Source organism: Planomicrobium okeanokoites, assembly GCF_003428875.1.
Lineage (GTDB): Bacteria > Bacillota > Bacilli > Bacillales_A > Planococcaceae > Planococcus > Planococcus okeanokoites.
The window spans coordinates 1-1,861 of sequence record NZ_QQRS01000027.1 but is presented as its reverse complement, the minus strand read 5'-3'; the positions used below and the strand labels follow the sequence as shown (position 1 = coordinate 1,861).

The window sequence follows — 1,861 nt, the reverse complement described above, 5'->3', positions numbered from 1 at the left end:
AATCGAGTAGAGGGAAAATAAGCTAACTTATTTCCGCCCCTCTCACAACACCGTACGTACGGTTCGCGTATACGGCGTTTCAATCTATATTACAGTATGTACTTTTAGGTAACGGTCTAAAGCAGAGGGGATTCCCCTCTGCTTTAATCGTTTTGTTGAGAGTGCTCTGTGAACTACTTTAGATTGCCCAATAAACCGGTAACCTTTCCTACAGTAAGTTAAGCCTTTGGCTTCTTCCTCAGGTATCCCTAATTGAATTAGCGATTTGATTTGTTTACGGGGTATCTTCCATTGTTTCCAGATGATGACCCGGACTCTTGAGCGCAATTTCTCATCTATACGGGTCATTACTTTCTTCATATTTGCGATTCTAAAATAATTGACCCAGCCGACGATGACTTGTTTCAGTTTCACGATTCGGTAGTCCAATGAAATACTCCAGTTTCGCTTCGTAAGAAGCCGGAGCTTCCGTTGAAATTTCTGGACGGAAATTTGGTGGGGTTTCACTTGATATCGTTTGTTACTATAATCGTAGTAATAACCGAACCCTAAAAACTTCAGGTCTTTCGGACGAGCGATTCTGCTTTTCTCGGCGTTGACGATTAACCCCAGCTTCTTCTCGATAAAGCTGACGGTGGTTTTCATAACGCGTTCCGCGGCTTTTCCACTTTTCACAAAGATGAGCGCATCATCGGCGTATCTCACGAACCGCAGTCCTCTGCTCTCCAATTCCTTATCCAGTTCATTTAACATGATATTGCTAAGTAGCGGACTCAGGTTGCCTCCTTGCGGAGTGCCGACAGGCGTCTCTTCGAATGTTCCCTTCACCATGACCCCACTGACCAAGTACTTCCGTATCAATGAGATAACATCTCCATTGTCTATGGTATTGGCGATGATTCGCATGAGTTTGTCATGGTTGACCGTATCAAAGAATCTTTCCAGGTCGATGTCCACGACCCAATTATATCCGTCATTTAAAAATTCCAAGCTTTGAATAATTGCCATCTCGCAGCTTTTTCTGGGTCTGAAACCGTAACTGAAATCACTGAACTGTTTTTCGAATATCGGACTGAGCACTTGATGAATCGCCTGTTGAACGACCCGGTCCACGACTGTTGGTATGCCCAATTTGCGCATCTTGCCATTTTCTTTTGGGATCTCCACTCGTAAGGCAGCCTGCGGCTGGTATTTTCTCGTTCGGATGCGCTGACGCAGTTCATCTTTGTGCTCTTTCAAGTGTTCCTTCAGTTCATCGACCGTTACCCCATCGACACCACTTGCTCCTTTATTTCGGTAGACACGCAAGTAGGCGTCATTCATGTTCTTGTTACTTAGAATCTGTTCTAAAAGGTCCATACTCGTTTCTCCTTTCCATTCGCGTAGTAAGCGATAGCTCCATTTTGGGTTGTCCTTTGAGATACGCTCATACTTTCGCCCGTAACACATTCGGAGTTCGTCCCTTACGCACTCGCGGCGTTGAAACACTATAAATTGTTCAGCCCTTCACGAATTGCTTCGCTACTATGGCTTCAGCTGACTTCTTGCGGCTAACCTTTTTCGACTGCACGCTTGTGCATCCGCAAGACCTCCCAGGGTAAGACAACTATCTTTCCTCTTTTACTCGCCTGATTTACCCTCCAAAGTTACGCACATCTTTTGGACTTTGACTTGTTTGGGAGCCTTATCCCTTTGAAGAGCCTTCGTATCAGATTTCTGTTCGTCGAGCCAAGATTTTATTCCACGCTTCCTCCAGCCTTCACCTCACGATGAATACCTTGCGCTTCCTTAGTGGTTGGTCGATGTGTACCCCCACAGTGGACTTTCACCACCTAGATAGTTGCCATGCCTGGCACACCAA

1 protein-coding gene is annotated in these 1,861 nt (G+C 45.5%); it reads right to left on the bottom strand.

Annotated elements, in window-relative coordinates; all coding sequences use genetic code 11:
- Nucleotides 1–84: 84 nt before the first annotated feature.
- The gene (ltrA, locus tag D2910_RS16745) at nt 85–1,359 is read right to left on the bottom strand and encodes a group II intron reverse transcriptase/maturase (RefSeq protein WP_117314310.1); all 1,275 of its coding nucleotides are present in this window, start codon (nt 1,357–1,359) and stop codon (nt 85–87) included.
- Nucleotides 1,360–1,861: the final 502 nt, after the last annotated feature.